Source organism: Janthinobacterium sp. SUN128, assembly GCF_030587275.1.
Lineage (GTDB): Bacteria > Pseudomonadota > Gammaproteobacteria > Burkholderiales > Burkholderiaceae_D > Janthinobacterium > Janthinobacterium lividum.
On record NZ_JAPWHY010000001.1, the window covers coordinates 296730 to 319972 of the forward strand.

General features: G+C 62.7%; 23 protein-coding genes. 9 read left to right on the forward strand and 14 right to left on the reverse strand.

Annotation, left to right across the window (positions count from 1 at the left end):
• The first annotated feature begins 22 nt into the window (after positions 1 to 22).
• The 3 genes from O3297_RS01505 (at position 23) to O3297_RS01515 (ending at position 2263) form a co-directional block, all read left to right on the forward strand.
• Positions 23 to 796: a hypothetical protein gene (locus O3297_RS01505; protein ID WP_034786202.1), complete on the forward strand. Its 774-nt coding sequence runs from the start codon at positions 23 to 25 to the stop codon at positions 794 to 796.
• An 11-nt stretch (positions 797 to 807) separates the two neighbouring features.
• Complete coding sequence (locus tag O3297_RS01510; protein WP_034786386.1) at positions 808 to 1353, forward strand: TIGR00730 family Rossman fold protein; 546 nt, start codon at positions 808 to 810, stop codon at positions 1351 to 1353.
• Positions 1354 to 1666: 313 nt separating this feature from the next.
• The gene (locus O3297_RS01515) at positions 1667 to 2263 is read left to right on the forward strand and encodes a PEP-CTERM sorting domain-containing protein (protein WP_052140476.1); all 597 of its coding nucleotides are present in this window, start codon (positions 1667 to 1669) and stop codon (positions 2261 to 2263) included.
• Positions 2264 to 2359: 96 nt separating this feature from the next.
• On the opposite strand, the gene O3297_RS01520 is transcribed toward O3297_RS01515, so the two are convergent.
• From O3297_RS01520 to O3297_RS01530, 3 genes are all read right to left on the reverse strand, one after another.
• Positions 2360 to 2872, reverse strand: coding sequence for a YgjP-like metallopeptidase domain-containing protein (locus O3297_RS01520; protein ID WP_034758768.1), 513 nt, complete (start codon positions 2870 to 2872; stop codon positions 2360 to 2362).
• Between the two features lie 155 nt (positions 2873 to 3027).
• A complete protein-coding gene (locus tag O3297_RS01525; protein WP_305047558.1) occupies positions 3028 to 3411 on the reverse strand; it encodes a KGG domain-containing protein in 384 nt (127 codons plus the stop codon).
• A 61-nt stretch (positions 3412 to 3472) separates the two neighbouring features.
• A complete protein-coding gene (locus O3297_RS01530) occupies positions 3473 to 3970 on the reverse strand; it encodes a phasin family protein (protein ID WP_034786197.1) in 498 nt (165 codons plus the stop codon).
• 345 nt (positions 3971 to 4315) lie between these two features.
• Here O3297_RS01530 and purU point away from each other — a divergent pair, with 345 nt between their 5' ends.
• Together purU and O3297_RS01540 are read left to right on the forward strand one after the other, a co-directional pair.
• Positions 4316 to 5197: a formyltetrahydrofolate deformylase gene (purU, locus tag O3297_RS01535; protein ID WP_034786194.1), complete on the forward strand. Its 882-nt coding sequence runs from the start codon at positions 4316 to 4318 to the stop codon at positions 5195 to 5197.
• A gap of 50 nt (positions 5198 to 5247) precedes the next feature.
• Positions 5248 to 5790, forward strand: coding sequence for a YaeQ family protein (locus tag O3297_RS01540; RefSeq protein WP_034786185.1), 543 nt, complete (start codon positions 5248 to 5250; stop codon positions 5788 to 5790).
• A gap of 60 nt (positions 5791 to 5850) precedes the next feature.
• On the opposite strand, the gene O3297_RS01545 is transcribed toward O3297_RS01540, so the two are convergent.
• Complete coding sequence (locus tag O3297_RS01545) at positions 5851 to 6636, reverse strand: head GIN domain-containing protein (RefSeq protein WP_305047559.1); 786 nt, start codon at positions 6634 to 6636, stop codon at positions 5851 to 5853.
• Positions 6637 to 6824: 188 nt separating this feature from the next.
• On the opposite strand from O3297_RS01545, the gene O3297_RS01550 reads away from it, so the two are divergent.
• On the forward strand, positions 6825 to 7460 hold the full coding sequence (locus O3297_RS01550) for an SAM-dependent methyltransferase (protein WP_305047560.1): 636 nt from the start codon (positions 6825 to 6827) through the stop codon (positions 7458 to 7460).
• Positions 7461 to 7510: 50 nt separating this feature from the next.
• Here the strand turns inward: O3297_RS01550 and O3297_RS01555 are convergent, their stop codons facing one another.
• The 4 genes from O3297_RS01555 to O3297_RS01570 form a co-directional block, all read right to left on the reverse strand.
• Positions 7511 to 7936 carry a type II toxin-antitoxin system HigA family antitoxin gene (locus O3297_RS01555; RefSeq protein WP_305047561.1) on the reverse strand — a complete coding sequence of 142 codons (426 nt, stop codon included), beginning with the start codon at positions 7934 to 7936 and terminating at the stop codon, positions 7511 to 7513.
• Positions 7924 to 8205 (reverse strand): type II toxin-antitoxin system HigB family toxin, encoded by a 282-nt coding sequence (locus tag O3297_RS01560; RefSeq protein WP_070278691.1) that lies wholly within the window; start codon positions 8203 to 8205, stop codon positions 7924 to 7926. The genes O3297_RS01555 and O3297_RS01560 overlap by 13 nt, the downstream gene beginning before the upstream one ends.
• Positions 8206 to 8281: 76 nt before the next feature.
• On the reverse strand, positions 8282 to 9556 hold the full coding sequence (locus O3297_RS01565) for a cytochrome c (protein ID WP_305047562.1): 1275 nt from the start codon (positions 9554 to 9556) through the stop codon (positions 8282 to 8284).
• Positions 9553 to 10287 carry a c-type cytochrome gene (locus tag O3297_RS01570; RefSeq protein WP_305047563.1) on the reverse strand — a complete coding sequence of 245 codons (735 nt, stop codon included), beginning with the start codon at positions 10285 to 10287 and terminating at the stop codon, positions 9553 to 9555. The genes O3297_RS01565 and O3297_RS01570 overlap by 4 nt, the downstream gene beginning before the upstream one ends.
• Before the next feature lie 163 nt (positions 10288 to 10450).
• On the opposite strand from O3297_RS01570, the gene O3297_RS01575 reads away from it, so the two are divergent.
• Positions 10451 to 11863: a PLP-dependent aminotransferase family protein gene (locus O3297_RS01575; protein WP_305047564.1), complete on the forward strand. Its 1413-nt coding sequence runs from the start codon at positions 10451 to 10453 to the stop codon at positions 11861 to 11863.
• 99 nt (positions 11864 to 11962) lie between these two features.
• Entirely contained in the window at positions 11963 to 12310 is a 348-nt protein-coding gene (locus O3297_RS01580; RefSeq protein WP_034786172.1) for a DUF4870 domain-containing protein, read from the forward strand.
• Positions 12311 to 12331: 21 nt separating this feature from the next.
• Here the strand turns inward: O3297_RS01580 and O3297_RS01585 are convergent, their stop codons facing one another.
• From O3297_RS01585 to O3297_RS01595, 3 genes are read right to left on the reverse strand one after another with little or no spacing between them, the layout of a single operon-like run.
• Positions 12332 to 12760 (reverse strand): SMI1/KNR4 family protein, encoded by a 429-nt coding sequence (locus tag O3297_RS01585; RefSeq protein ID WP_305047565.1) that lies wholly within the window; start codon positions 12758 to 12760, stop codon positions 12332 to 12334.
• Between the two features lie 20 nt (positions 12761 to 12780).
• On the reverse strand, positions 12781 to 13428 hold the full coding sequence (locus O3297_RS01590; protein ID WP_070254960.1) for a 3'-5' exonuclease: 648 nt from the start codon (positions 13426 to 13428) through the stop codon (positions 12781 to 12783).
• Between the two features lie 9 nt (positions 13429 to 13437).
• Complete coding sequence (locus O3297_RS01595) at positions 13438 to 13947, reverse strand: ProQ/FINO family protein (protein WP_034786166.1); 510 nt, start codon at positions 13945 to 13947, stop codon at positions 13438 to 13440.
• A 569-nt stretch (positions 13948 to 14516) separates the two neighbouring features.
• On the opposite strand from O3297_RS01595, the gene rpoD reads away from it, so the two are divergent.
• Positions 14517 to 17075 carry an RNA polymerase sigma factor RpoD gene (gene rpoD / locus O3297_RS01600; RefSeq protein WP_070254958.1) on the forward strand — a complete coding sequence of 853 codons (2559 nt, stop codon included), beginning with the start codon at positions 14517 to 14519 and terminating at the stop codon, positions 17073 to 17075.
• A gap of 66 nt (positions 17076 to 17141) precedes the next feature.
• On the opposite strand, the gene O3297_RS01605 is transcribed toward rpoD, so the two are convergent.
• The 3 genes from O3297_RS01605 to ppc all read right to left on the reverse strand — a co-directional run bounded on the left by O3297_RS01605 (position 17142) and on the right by ppc (position 23154).
• A complete protein-coding gene (locus tag O3297_RS01605) occupies positions 17142 to 18284 on the reverse strand; it encodes a hypothetical protein (RefSeq protein WP_052140473.1) in 1143 nt (380 codons plus the stop codon).
• 55 nt (positions 18285 to 18339) lie between these two features.
• The gene (locus O3297_RS01610; RefSeq protein WP_305047566.1) at positions 18340 to 20136 is read right to left on the reverse strand and encodes a PAS domain S-box protein; all 1797 of its coding nucleotides are present in this window, start codon (positions 20134 to 20136) and stop codon (positions 18340 to 18342) included.
• Positions 20137 to 20313: 177 nt separating this feature from the next.
• Positions 20314 to 23154 carry a phosphoenolpyruvate carboxylase gene (ppc, locus tag O3297_RS01615; protein ID WP_305047567.1) on the reverse strand — a complete coding sequence of 947 codons (2841 nt, stop codon included), beginning with the start codon at positions 23152 to 23154 and terminating at the stop codon, positions 20314 to 20316.
• Positions 23155 to 23243 lie beyond the last annotated feature (89 nt).

The window sequence follows — 23243 nt, forward strand, 5'->3', positions numbered from 1 at the left end:
TCGCTATTTACAGGAGAGATATATGGCTTGGAAACAATTCCCCTATCCGGACGAGGCATATGTCTACACGCCGCAAACCCTGGAAGCGGCCTGGGCGCGCCTGCATGCGGGTGACGTGGAACCCTTTCCCACGCACTCTGCGCTGGTGCAAGCCTGGCTGGCCTTCCATGCGGGCGACTTCGAGCGCGCCGTGAAGCTGGGCCTGGCCGTCGGCGTGCCCGGCTATGCGGTGGCGCACAAGGCGACCTGCATCTACGCCACGCACCTGGAAGTGGACGACAGCCGGAAACTCGACATGTACGAAGAAGTCGCGGAGCGCTGCGAGCGCCAGCAGAGCGAGCAGCCGGACAATCCGGCCGGCTACTACTGGCATGCCTACAGCCTGGGCCGTTATGCGCTGGGCACGTCCGTCGTCAAGGCCCTGGCGCAGGGCATGGGCGCGCGCGTGCGCAACAGCCTGGACCGCACGATGACGGTGGCGCCCATGCATGCGGAAGCGCATATCGCGTTTGGGATTTATCATACGGAAATTATCGACAAGGTCGGCGCCATGATAGGCAGCCTGACCTACGGCGCCAACAAGGAAGACGGTTATCAGCACTTCAAGACGGCACTGGCCCTGACGCCGTATTCGGCGCTGGCGCACAGCGAATATGCGCGCGCCTTGAATATGCTCGACGGAAAGAAAAAGCTGGCGGAAGCGCTGGCACTGTATGAAAAGGCGGCCGAGTGCGAGGCACTGGACGCCAAGGAGCGCCTCGAGGTCGAGGCGGCGATCGATGAATTGAAAGGGTAGGGATTACTGTGATCAAGGCTTTATGTGTGTACTGTGGCGCCAATGCGGGCGTCTCGCCGGACTATGCCGTAGCGGCGCGCGAACTGGCGCGCGTGCTGGTGGCGGAAAATATCTCGCTCGTATATGGCGGTGGCAAGGTGGGCCTGATGGGCGTGATCGCCGATGAAGTGCTGCGCCTGGGCGGCGAAGTGACGGGCGTGATTCCCACCCAGCTGGTCGAGCGCGAAGTGGGCCACACGGGCTTGACGCGCCAGTTCATCGTGAAGGACATGCATGAGCGCAAGGCGATGATGGCCAGCCTGTCTGACGCCTTCATCGCCATGCCCGGCGGCTATGGCACCCTGGAAGAGCTGTTCGAGATGCTCACGTGGGCCCAGCTGGGCCTGCACGCCAAGCCCATCGGCTTGCTCAATGTCGACCGTTTCTATGATGGCTTGATCGCTTTCGTGCAAAACGGCAAGGAACAGGGTTTTATCCGCCCGCAGCACGCGGCGTTCCTGAATGCCGACGCCGATCCTGCCGCGCTGGTGCAGCGCCTGAAGGAGTGCGCGCCGTAATCTTTCCTCATAGAAATTGACAGGGAGCCATGCACTGCGCAGTGCATGGCTTTTTTTATTTCCACACGGGAAAATTGATCGCGCTCAATGATTCAATTGATAAATATATGTCCATAATATTTCTCTCTATGCATGTTATTTTGAAAATGAAGATGCTTTTTAATTATGGTTGTGGTCTACTTGTCCTGTTCAAAAGTTAGGACTATCGGACACCCGTGAGCGCGACAAGACTCCTAAAAAACGGTGCCGAGCCATTTCAAGTTGCCACAGCCACGCTACTTCATCATCTCGAAAGGATGCTATTTTGAAACCTATGACCCTCTTGCGCGCGACCGCTGTCGCCGCCATTCTTGCAGCCGCTGGCGGTGCTCAGGCGCAGACGACGACGATCGGCTTCGATTCGCTCGAACATCCCGGCTACTTTGGTTCCGTATTCAATTCCTACTCCGAAGGCGGCTATAACTTTGACAGCAGCTTCCTGGGCCTGTTGAGCTCGGCACATCAGGATAGCTTCGCCTATGCCGGCTCGGCCGGCCTGGGTGCGACAGCCCTGTCGACAACGACCTTGTCGCGCGCCGATGGCGCCGCTTTCTCGCTGAGCTCGATCAGCCTGGCCGATTTCGTGAGCTTGCCTGGTTCCTTCGATGTGACCTTTGTCGGCCACCAAGTGGGCGGCGGCACGGTGACCCAGACCTTCAGCCTTGGCGGCGGCCACACCTTTGCCGATTACACGTTTACGGGTTTCAGCAATCTGCTGTCGGCATCGTGGAAGGAAGGCGCCTTGCACACCTTCCAGGTTGACAATATCTCCGCCACTGTCAGCGCCGTACCGGAACCGGCCACCTACGGCATGCTGCTGGGCGGACTGGGCCTGCTGGGCTTCATGCTTCGCCGCAAGAACGCTGCCTGAGCCTGAACATGGTGCCGGCCATGCCGGCGCATACGTAAACAATGCCGCCCAGTGGATGCCGGGCGGCATTGTTACGTGGACTTCATGACCCTGACTTCATGACCACAGGCGCTGGCCTGACAGGTCGAGCTGGGTCAGGTACAGGCGCACGTCGAATTCATACTGGTGGTATTGCGGTTCCATATACGTGCACAGCTTGTAGAACGCCTTGTCATGCTGCTTTTCTTTTACATGCGCCAGTTCGTGCACGGCGATCATGCGCAGGAATTCCAGCGGCACTTCCTTGAACATGGTGGCCACGCGGATTTCATGCTTGGCTTTGAGCTTGCCGCCCTGCACGCGCGAGATCGAGGTATGCAAACCCAGCGCATGCTGGATCACATGGATCTTGCTGTCGAACGCCACCTTGTTGATGGGTTCGGCATTGCGCAGGAATTCATTCTTCAAGTCCTGCACATACTGGTATAACGCCTTGTCGTTGCGCACATCGTGCGCGTTCGGATAGCGTTTCAACAGGACGTCGCCCAGCTTGTCTTGCGCGATCAGTTGCTGCACTTGCGCTTGCGTTTGTTCGGAATAGGCGCTCAGGTATTTCAGGGATGGCTGCATGCGGGGAAGGGCGGGGCGGGGCGCGGAGGTGTCGGTAAGGCGAGAATGTACCATACCGCCGCGCCCCGCGCTGCGCCAGCCCTTGCGCGGGGCCGCCGGGGCCGTCCCATGCCTTCGTCAAGCCGGGCTGTCCGGGTAATCCCGGTCAGCCCGGATCAGCCCTTGTCGTCTTCTTCCTTGCCACCCTGCCGGCCAGTGTTGCCGCTGCGCGCCGACGTGCCGCCGCGGTTTTCATTGGCGCGCTGGGCCGATTGCCGGCTTTCGCCACCCTTGCGGCCTATTTCCGCCATGTGTACACGGTTGCGGCTGACGGCTTCGCCGCCTTTCTGCCCGGCCCGGCGTGCTTCTTCCGAGTCGAATTCATGCGCCGTGCCCTTTTGATGGGCTGCCTGGCCGCCCTTGCTGGCGATTTCGCGTTGCTGCTCCTCGTTCATGGCGGCAAAGCCGCGCTTGCTCGTGCCTTTGGCGCTGCCCGATTCGCTGGCTTTCTGGCTGCTGCCAGCGCCTTTGCCCTGCTCATTACCTTGATTGTTAGCCATGTCGCTCTCCTTGCTATCGAGTGGGGGTCCAGTGTTCAACTCACGTGTTTAACTCAAGTCTTCAATGCGCCTGATCGGATTGCCTGTGGCCGGCGCCATCGCGGTGGCCCGTGGCGTGCATTTTTTCGATCATTTCACGCTGGCGCTGCGTGGCTTTTTCCGTTTCCTCGGCCGTCTTGCGCACCACTTCGTCAGCGAAGGCCACGGCCGTGCGGCTCGCTTCGGGCAGGTGGTTCTCTGCCGTGCGGTTCATCTCGACATTGGCGTTGGCGACGAGGTTGCCGAGTTGCTGCTGGTACTGGCGCAGCTTGTTGCTGCCCGGCTGCAGCTGGGCAGCAGCCAGCGACATGAACTCGCCCGTGTCGCGCGCGCACAGCAGTTGCTGGCTGGCGTTGCTCCATTCCTGCAGCAAGTCTTGCGCCAGCCGCAGATGCAGCTCGCTCAGTTGCTGCGCCGTATCGAACATCTTGCGCGATAGTTCCGTGGCGAAATTGCACTGGGCCTCCAGATGGGACTTCAGGGCGGGGCTGAAACTGGGGGACATACTGGTTGTGAACATGTTCTACCTCAATGAAAAGCGGATCCAGGAAACACCCGGTGTACCGGATGCGGCGTATGGTGCAACAAGCAAAGGGATAGACGCCGGATGGTGTGCCAGGTTCCACGCCAGATGGCGGTTTGGCGCGAGAATGGGGCCTGGCAGGGGGAAAAACGCGATGGTTTTGCGCCAGATCAAATGAACGTGAATCAGCTTGCCGCCGCCGGCAGCCATGCTGCTTGTGTGGAAAATGCAGGTTTACAGGCCCGGCCGTGCGACAATAGCCGGCTCGCGGCAGCGCAGCCGATGGCCGGCGCGCGTGGCTGAGCCGAGCATAGCCCACCTTTTTTGCCTTATTCCGCGACCATGACGCATCCCGAATACATCCTGACCCTGTCCTGCCTGGACCAGCGCGGCATCGTGCACCGCGTGTCCGGCTTCCTGGCCGAACGCGGCTGCAACATCCTCGATTCCGCCCAGTTCGGCGACCAGGAATCCCAGCTGTTCTTCATGCGCGTGCATTTCGCGCTGGAAGACGGCGCCGTCAGCGACGCCCAGTTGCGCAGCGACTTCGCCGACCTGTCGCAAGCCATGCAATTGAACGGCCCCTTCCACGGCCAGCTGCACGATGCGCGCGTCAAGCCGCGCGTGATGCTGATGGTGTCGAAGATCGGCCATTGCCTGAACGATTTGCTGTTCCGCTACAAGAGCGGCTTGCTGAACGTGGAAATTCCCGCCATCGTGTCGAACCACATGGAGTTCTACCAGCTGGCGGCCAGCTACAATATTCCCTTCCATCACCTGCCGCTGGCGGCCGGCGCGCCGGAAGCGGCCAAGCTGGCGCAGGAAGCGAAGATCATCGACTTGATGGACACGCACAAGATCGACCTGGTGGTGCTGGCCCGCTACATGCAGATCCTGTCGCCGGGCCTGTGCCAGGCGCTCGATGGCCGCGCCATCAATATCCACCATTCCTTCCTGCCCAGCTTCAAGGGCGCCAAGCCGTATGCGCAGGCGCATCACCGCGGCGTCAAGCTGATCGGCGCGACGGCCCACTTCGTCACGGGCGACCTGGATGAAGGCCCGATCATCGAGCAGGACGTCGAGCGCGTCGACCATGCGATGGATGCCGAAACCCTGACGGCCATCGGCCGCGACGTCGAGTGCGTGGTGCTGGCGCGCGCCGTGAAATGGTTCGTCGAGCACCGCATCCTGAAAAATGGCGACAAGACCGTGGTTTTCCGCTGATACCTTCGCCCGTACAATATTGACATCCACTTTACCGAGACAGAAACACGATGGCCCTCAAAGCAACAATTTTCAAAGCCGATCTGCAGATCGCCGACATGGACCGCAATTACTACCAGGATCACGCGCTGACCCTGGCGCGCCACCCGTCCGAAACGGACGAGCGCATGATGGTGCGCCTGCTGGCGTTTGCCATCCACGCCGACGAGGCGCTGACCTTCACCAAGGGCCTGTTCGATACGGAAGAACCGGACCTGTGGCAGAAAGACTTGACGGGCGCCATCCAGCTGTGGATCGAAGTGGGCCAGCCGGACGAAAAGCGCATCCTGAAGGCCTGCGGCCGTTCGGAACAGGTGATCGTCTATAGCTATGGCGCAACCAGTCACATCTGGTGGAAGCAGATCGCGAATAAACTGGAACGGGCGAAGAACTTGACCGTGATCAACTTGCCATCCGAGGCGGCGCAAGACATGAGCAAGCTGGCGCAGCGCAGCATGCAGCTGCAATGCACGATCCAGGATGGCCAGATCTGGCTGACGGACAGCGTCAACACGGTCTTGATCGACCGCGAACCGGTGAAGCCGGCCCGCTGATTTTTACCGTTTGCAACGCAAAAAGCCCGGATCGCTCCGGGCTTTTGTCATTGCGGGCGCTTAGTTCGGCGCACTGCCCAGCCGCTTGATGCTGCTCGAACGCTGCATGCTGCGGCTGATGCGCGGATCGCCGTAGTAGCTGACTTCGCCCGAGCCGCCGATGCTGATGGTCAAGTCATCCTTGGCCCACACCTGCGCCTCGCCCGAGCCGCCGATGCTCACCTGCACCTCGCGTGCGGCCAGCTTGCCCGCCTGGATATTGCCCGAGCCGCCGATGGAGGCCGTCAGCTGCTCCGTCTTGCCGCTGGCCTTGAAGTTGCCGCTGCCGCCGATGGCCACGGAGACCTGGCGGCTGTCGAGGTCGCGCGCGTGGATGGAGCCGGAGCCGCCCACGTCGAAGCGCAGATTCTCGGCGCGCAAGCCCGTGGCCGTGATGTTGCCCGAGCCGCCCACGCTGATGCGTTCCACCTGGCGCGCCTGGATGACGATGCTCAGGCTGCTCTGGCGGAAGTTGGCGTTGCGCTTGGCGGGGCGGATGCGCAAGGTGCCGTTCTCCACCGCTGTTTCGATCAGCGGCAGGATATTGTCGTCGGCCTCGACGGTGACGCTGTCCGTGTTGCCGATACGCAATTCGACCGTGCCCGGCACGTTCAGCGCCACGGCATGGAAACTGCCCACTTCGCGCGTCTGCTTTTGCAGCTTGCCGCTGCCCTGGATGCTGTTGCCGGAAATCCAGTCGAGCGGCGACGCCAGCGCCGGCGCGGCCGGGATGGCCAGCGCGCAGGCGGCCAGCAGCAGGGTGGTCACGGCGCGGGCATGGCGGGCTTGGAAAATTGCGTGTGTCATTCTTGCTCCCTGTTTGGAATTGGACTGTGTGCATGGTATGCCAGCCGGCCAGGCTTGCGTACCGCGCTGCGACAGACTGCGCCAGCAGCGGCATGGAATGCAGGAGGATGCGACAGGATGGCATGAGGTATCATGCCGGTATTGGACATACGACGACCGGCTCGCGCCGCTCACACTACTGGAATTACATGCTGATCATCACCATCAAACAGGGCAAGGAAAAGAGCTTGCTGGGCCAATCGTGGATCTACGCGTCCGCGATTGAAAAAGTCGAGGGCAAGCCGCAGGAAAAAATGAAGCCGGGCTCGACGGCCATCGTGCAAAGCTCGTCGAAGCAGTTCATCGCCCGTGCCGCCTACAATTCGAAGTCGCAGATCCGCGCGCGCATCTGGAGCTTCAAGGAAGACGAACCGGTCGACCATGCGCTGATCAAGCGCCGCGTCAAGGTCGCCATCGAGAAAAAACTGCCAGCCATCAAGAAGGCGGGCGAAAACCAGCTGTTGACCCTGATCAAGGGCGAAGACGAGGGCTTGCCCGGCCTGGTGGTGCAGCTGTTCGGCGGCGTGCAAGGCTACCTGATCTGCGAATTCAACGCCGGCGGCGTCGATGCGTGGAAAGTGGCCATCGTGCAATCGCTGATGGCGTCCACCGGTTGCGTGAACGTGTACGAGCGCTGCGACGACCTGATGCGCAAGGGCGAAGGCTTGCCCCTGATCGACGGCGCCCTGGCCGGCGAAGAGCCGCCCGATGAAGTCATGTTGACGGACAACGGCGTGCGCTATGCGCTGGATTTGAAGACAGGACACAAGAGCAAGTTCCGCTGAGAATTGCTGCTTGACGTGAAAAAACCGGCGCTGGCCGGTTTTTTATTGGCTTACGCCATGAACACACTGGCGGGAACATTGAACCGTTGTGTCAGGGCCTTGATCTGCCGAACATTCAATGCGCGCTTGCCGTTGAGTATTTCAGAGACGACGCCCTGGGTGCCAACTTCCGGCAGGTCGGATTGCGTCAGTGCATGCTGTTCCATCAACAGGCGCAGTGTCGCGGCAGGCGAGACGGCGGCAGGCGGAAAATGCTCCTGATCGTAGTCGCCGATCAGCCGGCCGATACTGTCAACCAGACCGGCCAGCGGATGCTGTTCCTCGGCCGCCCCGGCGTCCAGCAGATGATGCAATACGCTGACAGCCTGTTCATAAGCGGCCGCATCAGGAATTGCCTGCAGAGGAACGAGCTTGGACAGGGCTTGATAGTGGACAGTGATTTCCGTAATCATTTCACGATGCATCAAGGTTTCCATGCGTCGTACTCCTTATGCGTCAATACTTCCCGGATGAATAGCAGCTGGCGATTGAAGTGAATCGCGGCGATGATCCGGTACTTGTTGCCGCCGATATTAAAAACATAGTAATCACCGACGCGATCGGTGGCGTTAAATGTCGACTTCAGCACGGCGAAATTGGCAAACGGACGCGATTCGATGATCTTGCGCCACGCTTGCATGGGTTCGCCCGCCAGCGGGTGTTTTCTGGCGAAATCCATCAAAGCCTTGTTGGCGACGATGCGCATATGTCAAAGCGATGCCGTGACGAAGTGATATCGTGATGTAGAGATTATCTCAATTTGAGATAATCGTCAAACGGCGCTACTCTAGCGGCACGCTGCGGTACTTGTTCACTTCCAGCGCAGAAACCGCCGGCGCATCATTGCCCCACGACGCGCGCAGATAGGTCACCACGGCCGCCACTTCCGCATCATCCATGACGGGGCCGAACGGCGGCATGCCGTAGGGGCGCGGGTTGCCGCGGGTTCCGGGCGCGAAGCCGCCGTTGAGCACGAGCCGGATGGCGTTGACGGCCGACTCCGTCGTCAGCGCGCGATTGCCGGCCAGCGGCGGGTAGCCGGGCGGCACGCCCTTGCCGTCGGCCTGGTGGCAGCTCGCGCATTGCGCCTCATACAGTTTCGCGCCCAGGGCCAGTTGCTGCCGGGCTTGCTCCGACGTGTCGCGCGGCGCCCGTCGTGCGGGCTGCGCGGGGCCGGGCAGGCTTTTCAGGTAGACGGCCATGGCCTGCACGTCGGCATTGCTCATGTGCTGCAAGCTTTGCCGTACCACCTCGGCCATGGGGCCGAAGACGGTGGCGCGCGGCGACACGCCCGTTTGCAGCAATGCCACGATATGCGCCGTGTCCCAGTCGCCGAGGCCCGCTTCCGCGTCCGACGTCAGCGACGGCGCGTACCAGCCCAGCACGGGGATCAGGCCGCCCGACAGGCCGTCATCGCTGCCGCCCAGCGTCGTGCGGCTGCTATGGCAGGCGCTGCAGTGGCCCAGGCCCTGTACCAGGTAGGCGCCGCGGTTCCATTCCATGCTTTGCGTCGTGAGCGGCTGGTACACGCCCGGCTTGAAGTACAGGGCGCGCCAGGCGGCCAGAGCGATCTGCTGGTTGTAGGGGAAGCGCAGCGCGTGCGGCGCGTTCGCCTGCTTGTGCGGCGGCACGCTCTGGAAATACGCATACAAGGCATCGCTGTCCTCGCGCTTTACCTTGGTGTAGCTGGTGTAGGGAAAGGCCGGATACAGCAGCCGGCCATCCTTCGACTTGCCGTTGTGGATGGCGCGCCAGAAATCGTCGGCCGTCCAGCTGCCGATGCCCGTTTCCTTGTCGGCCGTGATGTTGGGCGAGAGCACCTTGCCGAACGGCGTCTGCAAGGCGCGTCCACCGGCATACGGCACGCCGCCGCGCGTCGTGTGGCAAGCCATGCAGTCGCCCGCCTTGGCCAGGTAGGCGCCGCGCGCGACCAGCTGTTCCTGGTTCAGGGGGCTGGCCACGGCGGGCGGGCCCGGATCGTCGTCAGGGTACAGTGCGAATTTGGCGCCAGCCGCGCCGATGGCGACGATGGCGGCTGCGATCATCCATTTTTTCATGGCGCCACCTGCGCGGCGGAGCCCGGCACGCCGCCGCAATGCAGCGGCAAGGGCAGGGCGATGCTGCTGGCGGGGCGCGCGTCGGCCGATGCCACTTGCGTGCCCAGCCAGGCCGAAACGGCGCCCACGTCCGCGTCCGACAGGCGCTGCGCCACCTGCGCCATGCAGTCGGGCGCATGGGCGCGGCGGATGCCGTTCTTCCAGGCGCCCAGCTGGGCGTTGATATAGTCGCGCGGCAAGCCCAGCAAGCCGGGGATGGCGGGCGCCACGCCAGCCAGCTGCTGGCCATGGCAGGCGATACAGGCGGGAATCTTTTTGCCGGCATCGCCTTGCAGCACCAATTGTTTGCCCCGCGCCAAGGCTGTCGTGCCGGCGCTGCTGGGCTGGGCCGGCGGCGGGGCCGGGTGCTGTACCGCAAAATACTCGGCAATTTCGCGCAGGTAATCGTCCGGCAAGTGTTCGACCATATAGTTCATCAGCGGATACTGGCGCCGTCCCTCGCGAAAGTTCAGCAACTGGTTATACAGGTAGCCGGCCGGCTTGCCGGCGATGCGGGGAAAGAAGGCGTCGTGGCGCTCCTGTTGCGCATGACAGGCCGTGCACGCCTTGATGCGCTGTTCCAGGCTGTCGTGGCTGGCTGAGATGGCGGCGGGCGCGGCCAGCGTCATGCCGGGCAGTGCGACGGCCAGGGCCAGGGTCAGCACCGGCACGAGGGGGAAATGCAGTAGCATGGAAAGTCGCATGGGAAATGGCATGGGAAATGAGCTGTCTCGTCGGTCGGGATGGCGTGCCGGTGTTGCTGCCCGGATGTTGTTACCCTAGCATATACCGGGTGCTGTCACTGTGACAGGATCAGTTGTGCAATAAAACTACGGATCAGTTTGAGGAGCAGGGTTGAAACGATATGAGGAATTGGCGGAGGAAGTCGCCGCCATGATCAGCGCGCAGTTGTTGCTGCCTGGCGATAAGTTGCCCTCCGTGCGCCAGCAGCATGCGCGCAGGGGCGTGAGCCCGTCGACGGTATTCCAGGCCTACTATTTGCTCGAAGCGCGCGGCATGATCGTCTCGCGGCCCCGCTCCGGCTACTACGTGGCGCCGCAGCGCGCCGCGCTGGCGCCCGAACCGGACAGTTCCCATCCGCTCGACGCCAGCACCACCGTCGATGTCAGCGACCTCGTGTTCGAGGTGCTGGGCGCCGTGGGTGCGCGCGATATCGTGCCCTTCGGTTCGGCTTTTCCCAGCCCGCATCTGTTTCCGATGGAACGGCTGGCACGGGCCGTGTCGGCCAGCATGCGCCGCCTCGATCCCTGGAGCACCGTCACGGATTTGTCGCAGGGCAATGCGGAGCTGCGCCGCCAGATCGCCCTGCGCTACCAGCTCGACGGCGTACTCGTGTCCAGCGACGACATCGTCATCACGAATGGCGCGCTGGAAGCGCTGAACCTGTGCCTGCAAGCCGTCACGCGGCCCGGCGACACGGTGCTGATCGAGTCGCCCAGCTTCTATGCGTGCCTGCAGGCGCTGGAACGGCTGGAACTCAAGGCGGTGGAAATTGCCACCAGTCCGCGCGACGGCGTCGACCTGGCGGCGCTGGAAGAGTTGCTGCAGCGCCACCAGCCCAAGGCATGCTGGCTGATGACGAATTTCCAGAATCCCCTGGGTAGCCTGATGCCGCCGGAAAAGAAGCGCGCGCTGGTCGAGCTGCTGGCGCGCCATGGCGTGCCGCTGATCGAGGATGACGTGTATGGCGAGCTGTACTTTGGCAAGCAGCGTCCAGGCCTGACGAAAAGCCATGACGGCGCGGGTCTGGTGATGCATTGCAGCTCGTTTTCCAAGACCCTGGCGCCCGGCTTTCGCCTGGGTTGGGCCGTGGCGGGCCGCTACGCGCGCCAGGTCGAGCGCTTGAAACTGACCACCAGCCTGTCGGCGCCGATACCGCTGCAGATGGCGCTGGCCGACTACCTGGCGCAGGGCGGCTACGACCGCCATTTGCGCCAGCTGCGGCTGACCCTTGCGACGCAGCAAAGTACCATGCTGCAAGCCATTGCCGTGCATTTTCCGCCCGGCACGCGGGTCACGCGGCCGCAGGGCGGCTATTTCGTCTGGGTGGAAATGCCGGCCGGTATCGATGCGCTGGCCCTGCACCGCAGCGCGCTGGCGGCCGGCATCAGCATCGCGCCCGGTCCCATTTTTTCCGCCACGCGCGCATTTCGCCACTGTATTCGCCTTAATTACGGCCACCCCTGGAGCCCGCAGCTGGAAGAAGCCATCGCCACCCTGGGGCGGCTGGCGCTGGCGGCGGCATAGCGTAGAACAAAAAAAGTCCCTGGCGACAGCAAGTGTTTCATTTCAAAAAGAAATATTGCTGTTATATTGGTGTATCTATAACTAATGATGGGAATGATAATGGATAACACGCAGCCGGAAGTGGGTCGTACGCAAGATACGACGATCGCCATTCTGTCCCATGTTGGCGGCCTGTTCACCAGCTGGGTGGCGCCGCTGATCATTTATTTGATCAAGAAGGACGATGCGGATAAATTCTCGGCCGAGAACGCCCGCGAAGCGCTGAATTTCCAGATCACCCTGATCATCTGGTATTTCGCCTGCTTCATCCTGTCGTTCGTGCTGATCGGCCTGTTCCTGTTCTGGATCGTGGCGCTGGCCAACCTGGTGTGCTCGATCGTCGCGGCCGTGAAGGCCAGCAACGGAGTCACTTACCGTTATCCCCTGACCTTGCGGCTCGTCAAATAAAACTGCGTCGGCCGCCGGGTTTCAGCCCGGGCGGCCGGGCAGTATCAGGAATGCGGCAAAGCCGGGCGCCACCGCGGTGGCGGCGCCTGTTTCGTGCGACCACAGCACGACCACCGGTTCACCGGTCGGCCCCGTTTGTGCATAGTCAAAACAATAGTAATCGCCCGTGCCGAACTGGGCGAAGGGCAGCAGGCTACTGGCGTTGTTGCCGCTGTCGCCCATACTCTCCAGCCATTCCTGCCAGCCTTCGCGGTAGTGGCGCGTGATCGATTCCCACGTCTTGCGCGCATGGTCCGCGTCGTAGACGGGAAATATAGTCAAGGCGCCCAGCGCGCGGCCATTGTTCGCCAATAACCATTGCACATGGGACGCGGGCAGTTCGCGCCCCAGCGCCTGTTCGGCGGCGGCGATCGCGTCAAGCGTGGTGCCGATGGACTTGCTCTTGTTCATGCTGTGGAAGGCGCGCCGGCTCAGGCGGCGATGGGTGGCGGGGCCGGTGGCGTGCTGGCGCGCGGGGCTTTTTGCGGCGCGACTTTGCCGCCGTCGGCGATCCAGCGGCGGTACACGCGCAGGGCCACTTGCGCATCGTCGGCCGCGTACAGGATCTGCTTTTCCGTCAGGCGCGACGTGGCCCAGTTGGTGGTGGAGATCTTTTTCGATTTCTGCAGGTGCAGGCCGAAGAACTTGGCCACGGCCGTCTTCGCGCCCAGGTCGTTGCGCTGGCCGCCGCGCAGGGCGACGGACAGGTCGAGCACCTGGGCCGGGGCGATGCCCAGCTTGTTGCGCAGGCGCTTGACGTCGTCGGACAGGCCAAAACCCACTTTCAGGGTGGTGGTCGATTCGAGGATGGCTTTCAGTTCGGCCAGGGCCGGCGCCGGCGTGCTGCCCACCTGGAACAGGTAGGCGATGTCGTCGGTGGCCAGCTGGATCAGATGGGGGCCCGTGGAGGATTCGCCCTTCACAAAAGTCGGCTTCGATTCCGTATCGAAGCCGATGGCGTCCGCTGCCAGCAGGGCGGCCATGGCCGCTTTTGCATCATCGCTGGTGCGTACCAGCTTGACGTGGTCGAGGGCAATGCCTTGATAGGGGGGCAGTGGCGGTGCGGCAGCTGTGTCCATGAAACCGGATCAGCCTTTGCGCGAGAATTTCGCGGTCAGCTGATTCAGTTTTTCCAGGCGCAAACGGCTCGCTTCTTCCGCGGCGGCCGCGTCGCGCTCGGCTTTCTTGCGCTCGGCTTCCTTCTTGAAGCGTTGCTGCAATACTTGCGTGGCGTGGTCGCGGTGGGTTTGCGTCACTTCCGCGCCGGCGGTGCCGTCGAGGTCGTAGCGTACCTTGGCTTTTTCCATCACGCGCAGGTAGCGCAGCGAACCCGTGTGGATGCCCAGCGCCGTGCGCATCAGCTTGCGGTCCAGGTCCGGCAGGCGCGCCAGGATCTGCTTGTCGATACCGATCGACAAGGGCAGGCAATCGCGGAATGGCGGGAATTGCTCCTGGAACTGCTTCAGCAGGGCGCGCGCGGTCAGGCCGGCAGGTGCCGGCGTGGTCGCTGCGGCCGGTGCCGCCGCTGGGGCTGCATCGACTGGCGTGTCAGGAGTGGTGGCTTGCTGGTCTGGCGTGGAGCTGGTCATCGACATCATTGGTTGGGCTATAAAAGGGGAGCATAGCACGCGCCACAGGCAAGTGCATTGTCTTTTTTGGCAACTTGCGCTGCGATCTGCCTGCGCGTGGCTGGCCGTGCCAAGCGCGAAATGCGGGAAATGTGTATAATGTCGGCTTGCGCTGATGACTGGACCCCGTATTTGACGGTCTGGCTCAGGTGTGCAGGGGATAGGAGCAGTGCGGTGCAGGGCCACGATTATTGATATTTTTGATATCAGATATTTTGTTTATCAATTATCCAGATAACTGGCCTTCGTGCATAATCTTGCTCTCCGCTGTGTCTTCACTGAACAACAATAGATTCAAGCCCGTTCTGGTACGGGCTTTTTTTCATTCCGCAATGTACATCGCTTATTTATCTGACCCGGCTTCGGCCCCGCCGCTCCCCATGACGGATGCGCGGGCTTTGAACGTCCCGATAGACAGGCGCCGCTGCCGTTAACACGGCAGCCGCAACAATACGCTCCATCGAGTCCGGTTTCGCAGGCTTAGGTGGAATCATTCACTTCGCGCCGACACCATCTGGTCTCGCATTAAGAGATATCTCATGAAGAATACGCCAAAAACTTTAACGTTGTCCGCCAAGGCGCCACGCCCAGCTGCGGCGCCACTTGCCGTACCCAAAACGACTTTATCTTACTTCATCGATAATGCGCAAGCGAATCCGGAAGCCACCGTCACGACGGCGCCGACCGTCGTCACCGTGGTGAAGAAAAGCCGCTCGCGACTGGCTGCAGTACCACCGGCCGAGTCGGCTGCGGAAGCGGCCGTCAGCGCACCAGCCGCCGAAGCTGTTGCCGATGTGGCAGAGGCTGCCGAAGCCGCACCGGCGAAAACCCCAAGCGTGAAGATCGCTCCCGGCGCCAAGGCCCCGGCCGCGCCGCGCAAGGTCAGCGAAAGCGCCGCCACGAACAAGGTGGTGACGGCAGCCCGTTCGAAAGTCGTGCGCGCCAAGCCTGAAGCGGCGCCCGTGACCATCATCACCGGCGCGCAAGTGGTCAGCAAGACCACGGACGCCGATGCCCTGGCCGCCATCGATACCTCGAACTACTTCCTGCCCACCGTCAAGGTGCCGGGCCGCCGTGGCCGCAAACCGAGCGAATTCACGCCGGAAAACGATGAAGTGGCAGCGCTGAACGCCGTCGAACGCGCCGAACTGAAGGCCGTGTCGAAAGCGCGCGACCGCAAGGCCAAGGGCGGCCTGGCGGACGCACTGGGCGATCCGGAAGCATCGGCAGCGGACCTGGAACGCCGCCGCAAGCAGATCACGGGCTTGATCAACATGGGCAAGGAACGCGGTTTCCTGACCTATGCCGAGATCAATGACCAATTGCCGGAAAATATCATCGATCCGGAAGCGATCGAAGGCATCATCGCCACCTTCAACGACATGGGCATCGCCGTCTACGAGCGCGCCCCTGACGCGGAAAGCCTGTTGTTGACTGACAACGTCGCCACCGTCACCAGCGACGATGAAGTGGAAGCGGCTGCCGCGACCGCCCTGTCGACCGTCGACTCCGATTTCGGCCGCACCACCGACCCCGTGCGCATGTACATGCGTGAAATGGGCGCCGTGGCGCTGCTGACGCGCGAAGGCGAGATCGAGATCGCCAAGCGCATCGAAGGCGGCCTGAAGGACATGATCCAGGCGATTTCCGCCTGCCCCACCACCATCGGCGAAATCGTTGCGCTGTCGCAAAAAATCGCGCGCGACGAAATCAAGGTCGATGAAGTGGTCGACGGCTTTGTCGATTTGAACGAAAGCAATGCCCCGGCGCCCGCCGCTGCCCCCGCGCCTGCCGCCGCCAGCGGTGACGACGAGGAAGAGGAAGAAGAAGCCGAGGAAGAAGACGGCGACGCCAATGGCGGCGCGGCCGGTTTCTCCAGCGAACAGCTGGCCCAGCTGAAAAAGAATGCGTTGGAGAAATTCAACGTCATCTCGACGCAGTACGACAAGATGCGCAAGGCGCCCGAGGGTTACAACTCGAAAGCCTACATCAAGGCCCAGGAAGCCATTTCGCAGGAATTGCTGGGCATCCGCTTCACGGCCAAGGTCGTCGAAAAGCTGTGCGACACCCTGCGCGGCCAGATGGAAGAAGTGCGCCATATCGAGCGCGCCGTGCTGGAACTGTGCGTGAACAAATGCGGCATGCCGCGCGCCCACTTCATCAAGGTGTTCCCGGGCAATGAATGCGATCTGGAATGGGTCGACCGCGAAGTCGATTGCAAGTATCCGTACAGCGCCATCCTCAGCCGCAACGTGCCTGCCGTCAAGGAACTGCAAAAGAAGATGATCGACCTGCAAGCCCGCGTGGCCTTGCCGCTGGCGGACTTGCGCAAGATCAACAAGCAGATGGCTGCCGGCGAAAAGCGTGCCCGTCACGCGAAACGCGAAATGACGGTGGCCAACTTGCGCCTCGTGATCTCGATCGCCAAGAAATACATCAACCGCGGCTTGCAATTCCTCGACCTGATCCAGGAAGGCAACATCGGCTTGCTGAAGGCCGTCGACAAGTTCGAATACCGCCGCGGCTACAAGTTCTCGACCTACGCCACCTGGTGGATCCGCCAGGCCATCACGCGTTCGATCGCCGACATGGCCCGCACCATCCGCGTGCCGGTGCACATGATCGAAACGATCAACAAGATGAACCGCATCTCGCGCCAGATCATGCAGGAAACGGGCAGCGAGCCGGACCTGGCGACCCTGGCCGTCAAGATGGAAATGCCGGAAAACAAGGTACGCGAAATCATGAAGATCGCGAAAGAGCCGATTTCCATGGAAACGCCGATGGGCGAAGATGGCGATTCGCAACTGGGCGACTTCATCGAAGACAACACGACCCTGGCGCCGCTGGACGCCGCACTGCACGCGTCGATGCGCAACGTGATCAAGGAAGTACTCGATTCCCTGACGCCGCGCGAAGCGAAAGTGCTGCGTATGCGTTACGGCGTGGAAATGTCGAACGACCACACGCTGGAAGAAGTGGGCAAGCAGTTCGACGTGACGCGCGAGCGCATCCGCCAGATCGAAGCGAAAGCCATGAGCAAGCTGCGCCAGCCTTCGCGTTCGGACAAGCTGAAAACCTTCTTGACTCAAAATTAAGTAGTCAGCAGGTAATAAAAAAGGAGGCGTGAGCCTCCTTTTTTTACGCCCGTGCCGCGTGCGGCCTTACAGGAAATGCATGCGCTGGCCCGACACGCCGGCGCGGTGACGGCGCCGCAGCTGGTACAGCGCCACGCCGCTGGCGCCGAGGATGAAGGTGATGACCAGCCAGTCCAGCGGGGTGCGGCGCGGTGGCGGCGGTGGCGACGCTTGCGACGGCACGGCGAAGGCCTGGAATTTATGCCCCGTATAAATGGCGCCCACCACCAGCCCAGCATCCGTGATCTTGTTGGTCAGGTACAGGCCATCGTCGCGCCGGCGCACCGTCATCACGCCTTCCTTGTAGACAAAGGTCATCGGTTCGAAGCCGTTGATGCTGACGCTGCCGACCACGTGTCCGGCCGCGTTGACGGCCGTGGCGTAGCTGTCGCCCTGGCCGATCAGGGCGCCCAGGTCGAGCATGCGCTTGCCATCCCAGGCAAAGGCGTGCCAGCGGCGCTTCTCCGTTTCCGAAGCGCCCACGACCAGGCCCGCGTCATTGATGGCGGTGGCCGAGCTGATGCGTCCGCCGGGCAGGGTGCCGATTTCCTGCATGCCCGCGCCGGGGCGGTAGACGAAGGCGCGGCGGTAGCCGTCGCCGCGCTGCGCCGTGCCGACCACCACGCCATGGCTGTTCAGGCCGCTGGCATAGCTGCTGGCGCCGCCCAGGGTGCCCAGGTCTTGCAGGCTGTGGTCGGCTTTCGTGACAAAGGCGTGGAAATCGCCGCCGCTGGTATCGGCATAGCCGGCCACCTGGCCGCCGCGCGCGATGGCCGTGGCATAGCTGCTGGTGCCGCCCAGGGTGCCCAGGTCGCGCATGCCGCCCGCTGCGTCGTAGTGAAAGGCGTGCCAGGCGCCGCTGGCCGTCTGCGCCGAACCGACCACCACGCCATGGATATTGATGGCCTTGGTGAAGCCTTCGTCACCGCCCAGGGTGCCCAGCTCGCGGATGCGGCCATGCTGATACGTCACGGCGCGGCGCCGTCCTTCTTGCTCCATGATGATGCCGGCCACCAGGCCCGCCGGATTCAGGTCGGACGCGATGCTGCCATTGCCATCCCTTTCGCCAAAGCCGCGTTCGGCATAGAGGGTGGCGCTGGCGGTGGGGACGGCGGCCAGCAGGCACAGGCCGAGCAGTGGGGCGTGGAAGCGGGAGAACCGTGGCGGCATGATAGTTTCCTCAAAGAAAAAACTTACTATACTTTTCAATGTCGAGAATGCATACTTAATTTGCTACTGTTTTTGATAATTCCTGTGTTTCATCATGCCCGGCTGGCGCGCCTTTCCTCGCCTGCGGCAGGTGGATGGCCAGCACCGTGCCCCGGCCCGCCTGGCTGTCGATGCGCAGTTCGCCGCCCATCGCGTGGACGCGTTCGCGTATGCTTTTCAGGCCGAAGGCGGCCTTCTTGCCGTGGTCGTCCGGCTGCATGCCGATGCCGTTGTCGCTGATGCGCAGCACGATGGCATCCGTATCCTGCGCCAACGCCACCTTCACTTCGCTGGCCTGGGCGTGGCGCACGATGTTCGACAGCGATTCCTGCAGCACGCGGAAGATGGCCGACGTCTGGCGCTGGTCCAGGCCCAGGTCGGGCGCCTCGCTGTCGAGCGATAGCTGGTAACGGATGGCGCCGCGGCTTTCCATCTGGCGTATCAGCCATTCGGCCGCCGGGCCCAGCCCCAGTTCCAGGGTGCTGGGATGCAAGTCATTGATGATGGTGCGCACCGAGCGGATGGTGGCATCGATGGTGTCGAGCACGCGCTGGGCGTGGCGGTGCAGGCGCGGGTGGGTCTTGGCCGTGCGCGCATGCAGCAGCGACACATCGATGCGCAGCACCATCAGGTTCTGGCCCAGGTCGTCATGAATGTCGAGCGCGATGCGGCGCCTTTCCTCTTCCTTGATGGTTTGCTGGTGGTCGGTCAGTTCGCGCAGCTGGGCCAGGGTGCGCTGCAGGTTCTCCTCGTTGCGCTTGCTTTCCGTGATGTCGATGCCCATGGCGATGATCATCTGCGGCCGGCCTTGCGCGTCGAAGATGGGTTTTTTATGCGTCTGCAGCAGGCGGTTTTCCTGCAGCCGCGCATTCCATACCAATTCTTCGCGGATCACCACCTGGCGGCTGGCAAACGCTTCCTGGTCCGCCGCGTGGAATCCCTGGGTCTGGTCCGAGGGAAAGTGCTGCACGTCGCGTCCCTCGGCGATATCCTGGAATAGCACGCCCCATTGCTGCTCGCAGGCCTGGTTCATCAGCAGCATGCGCGAATCGGCGTCTTTCAGGAACAGCGACAGGGGCATCATGGAAATGATGTCCTGCAGCCGCTCTTCGCTGCGGGCCAGTGCCGCTTCCGTTTGCGCGCGCATGGCGATTTCCGCGGAGAGCTGGAGATTGACATCAAGCAGCTGCGCCGTGCGCAGGGCCACGCGGTTTTCCAGTTCCGCATGGGCGACGCTCAACGCGTGTTCCGCCCGCTTGTGTTCCGTGATGTCGCTGGCCAGCACGAGGGCGCCCGTCAGGCTGCCTTGCGGGTCGTACAGGCAGCGGCCGCTGATCATGGCCCAGCGTTCCGAGCCGTCGCTGTGCCGGTAATGCAGTTCTCCCATGCAGCTATCCGTGGCTGTCTGGCGCAGCGGACACAGGCGCAGCAAGGTAGCCTCGTCGTGGAATTCCTCCATGGTATGGTTCAGCAGCAGCTCGGCGGGGAGGCCCAGCATGTCGCACAGGCGCTGGTTGACGTGCAGGATGCGGCCATGCGCGTCTGTTTGCCACATGCCGTCCTGCGCCGCTTCGCTCAGGTCGCGGTAGCGCATGGCGCTGGCATCGAGCTGCTGGCGCGTGCTGGCCAGGTGGGCGCGCAGCGTGCGCATCAGCCACATGGCGATGCCGGCGGCGGCCGTCAGCAGCAGCGCCAGCCAGACATGTTCCCAGAAGTCGAGTGCCTGCCAGGCTGCGCCTGCCAGCCAGCCCAGCATGATCAGGATGAGGGCGGCGCATGCCGTACTCAGCGTTTCAATCGACCATTTGCTCATCCGCGTCCCTGGCGTCATGGTTGGCCGCTGCGGTGCGCCTGGCGCCGAAGAGGGGAAAGTATCTGACGCTAGTGTAATCCCAAATGTTGTTTTATTGAGAATATTTTTCCATTGAGCAAGCAAAAGGGCCGGCCCTTGCGGTGCCGGCCCCTGCCTGCCGATGGCAATGTGACGCTATCAGCCCGTATTGCGCAGGCCGGCCGCCACGCCATTGATCGACAGCTGGATGCCGCGGTGCACCCTTTCATCGATCCGGCTTTCCGCCGACAGGGCGCGGTTGCGCTTGATCAATTCCACCTGCAAGTGGTTCAGCGGATCGAGATAGGCGAAGCGGTTCTGGATCGAGCGGGCCAGCAGCGGATTGCCCGCCAGGCGCTCGGTATTGCCGGTGATCAGCTCCAGGCAGCGCAAGGTGTTGCCATGCTCGTCCGTGATGCGCTTGTAGATGCGTTCGCGCAAGTCCTGGTCCGCCACCAGTTCCGCATAGCGCGAGGCAATCGCCAGGTCCGTCTTGGCCAGCACCATGTCCATGTTCGACAGCAGGGTGGCAAAGAATGGCCATTCGGCATGCATGGCGCGCAGGGTGGCGATCCTTTCATCCTGCGCGGCGCCGTCGGCCTGCCTGATCCAGGCTTCGATGGCGCTGCCAAAGCCGAACCAGCCCGGCAGCAGCAGGCGACACTGGCCCCAGGAAAAGCCCCAGGGAATGGCGCGCAAGTCTTCTATGCGCTGGTTGGCCTTGCGCGAGGCGGGGCGCGAACCGAGGTTCAGTTCGGCGATTTCCGCAATCGGCGTAGCCGAGAAGAAATACTCCGTAAAACCCGGCGTTTCATACACGAGGTGGCGGTAGGCGTGGTAGGCGAGGTCCGACAGTTCCGCCATCACGGCTTCGAACTGCGCCAGCTGGCTGTTGCGGGCCGGATTGGCTTCCTGCGGCGCCAGGCTCGCTTCCAGGGTGGCGGCGACCAGCAATTCCAGGTTGCGCCGGCCGATTTCCGCATTGGAGAATTTCGAGGCGATGATCTCGCCCTGTTCCGTCAGGCGGATCTGGCCGTTGACGGTGCCCGGCGGCTGGGCCAGGATGGCTTCGTAGCTGGGTCCGCCGCCACGGCCCACCGTGCCGCCGCGGCCATGGAACAGGCGCAGCTTGACGCCGGCCTTCCGGAAGTCGGACACCAGCGCCAGTTCCGCCTTGTACAGTTCCCAGTTGGAGGTGAGGAAACCGCCATCCTTGTTCGAATCGGAATAGCCGAGCATGACTTCCTGCAACCGGCCCTGCTTGGCGATCAATTGCTTGACCAAGGGCAAGGTCATGACCTGGCTCATGATGCCGGCCGCGCGCTGCAGGTCGGGTATCGTTTCGAACAGGGGGATGACCATCAGCTCGCAGCTGCTGTCGCCAGTTTGCCAGTCGGTACGCAGCAAGCCGGTTTCCTTTTGCAGCAGCAATACTTCCAGCAAGTCGGACACGGTTTCCGTGTGCGAGATGATGTAGTTGCGGATGGCTCGCGCGCCGTAGCGCTGGCGGATGTCGCGCGCCGCGCGCAGAATCGCCAGCTCGGAATCCGTTTCCGTGGCGTAGCTGATGTAGGGCGAGTACAGCAAACGCGGCTGGGCCAGTTCGTTCAGCAGCAGCGCTTGCTTATCTTCTTCGGACAGGGCCGTGTAGTCGGCGGCCACGCCGCTTTTCGCGAACAGGTCGGCCAGTACGCGTTCGTGCACGTCCGAGGTCTGGCGCATGTCGAGCGAGGCCAGGTGGAAACCGAAGATGTCGGCCGCGCGCGCCAGGGTGGCCAGGCGCGGGCGCACGAGGGCAGCGCCGTGGTGTGACTCGAGCGAGGCGACGATGGTGCGCAAGTCGGCCACAAAGGCGGCCGCGTCAGGGTAGGCGGCTGCGGCGCCCACTTCCTTGCGCAGGATGTTGGTGGCGCCCAGGGCGCGGGCCGTGGCGGCCAGGCGCGCATAGATGCCGATCAGGGCGCGGCGGTACGGTTCGTCGCTGCGGTGCGGCGAGGCGTCCGGAGACTGGTCGGCCAGCGCCTGCAGTTCGCCGCTCACGCCCACCATCAGGGTCGAGACGGACAATTCCGCGCCCAGCGCGTGCACTTCGTCGAGGTAAAAGTCGAGGATGGTGGTGGCGTGGCGCGCCAGCGCGTGCTGCATGGTGCCCGCGTTGACGTTCGGATTGCCGTCGCGGTCGCCGCCGATCCAGCTGCCCATCTGTACGTAGGCGGCATTGATCGGTTCGATGGTGCCATTGCCGTTCGGGTACTCGGCGGCGATGTCGTCCTCGATATCGTCATACAGGCCCGGCAGTTCGCGCAGGAAGGTGATGCGGTAGTAGGACAGGGCGTTTTCGATTTCGTCGGCCACCGTCAGCTTCGAGTAGCGCAGCATGCGCGTCTGCCACAGGGTAGCCACGCGCGAGCGCAACAGCTGCATGTTGGCGTGCCGCTCTTTCGGCGTCTGCGGCAAGTCGCGCTCGGCCAGCAGGCGGGCGATGTCGTGCTCGGCGTCGAGGATGCTCTTGCGCTGCACTTCCGTCGGGTGGGCCGTCAGCACGGGGGCGATCAGGGCGTCCTGGAAGAAGGTGTCGACGGTCTTGCGCGGCACGCCGGCGGCGCGCAGTTTTTTCAGCGCGAAGCTGACGCTGCCCTTTTGCGCCGGTGAGCCGGCCAGCAAATGGGCGCGTCGGCGGCGGATGTGGTGCTGGTCTTCCGCAATGTTGGCCAGGTGCGAAAAGTAGGAAAATGCGCGCACGACTGAAATCGTCTGTTCGCGGCTCAGTTCCTTGAGCATGGCGTCGAGCTCCAGCGCGGCGCCGGCGTCCGCTTCGCGGCGGAAGCGCACGGACGTCTGGCGTATGGTTTCCACCACATTGAAGACGGCGTCGCCTTCCTGTTCGCGCAGCACGTCGCCCAGCAGGCGGCCCAGCAGGCGGATGTCTTCTTTCAGTGGCGCGTCCTTGTCGGAGCCGGCCGCTGGAACTATTTCTGGTGCTACTGCGTCATTGAGCATAATAAAGAACCAAAGTAAGTGTAAAAGCAAGGGAATGTGGATCGCACCGGGCGTTTGGCCGCAGAGGGGAGGGGGCGCATGATAAAATT